This window comes from Gilvimarinus sp. 1_MG-2023 (assembly GCF_030548285.1).
Genome location: NZ_JAUOSC010001443.1, coordinates 1 through 248 on the forward strand (window position 1 = coordinate 1; position 248 = coordinate 248).

General features: G+C 59.7%; 1 protein-coding gene. It reads right to left on the minus strand.

Annotated features, from left to right (window positions below):
- Positions 1 to 35: 35 nt before the first annotated feature.
- Positions 36 to 248 (minus strand): hypothetical protein (locus Q4563_RS21595; RefSeq protein WP_303605987.1); only part of this gene is annotated, 213 nt, incomplete at its 5' end.

Sequence of the window (248 nt, forward strand, 5' to 3'; positions counted from 1 at the left end):
GCCGGGGCCTGGCCCGGCGTTTGGCGATTGATGGTTTACTCAATGATCAGCCAGTGTGTATTGGCTCCCACCGAGCGGGCTTCCGGATCGTACATATCTTCCAGCAACGGGCCGGGAATACGGTATTTGCCGGGGGTGACAGCACGTACCAGATAAAACACCCGCGCGCTGCGATGGTCGCCGGTTTCCAGGGCGGCGACAAAGCGGTCGTCACGGTATTCCTGATGGATCACACCGTTGTTCTCCGT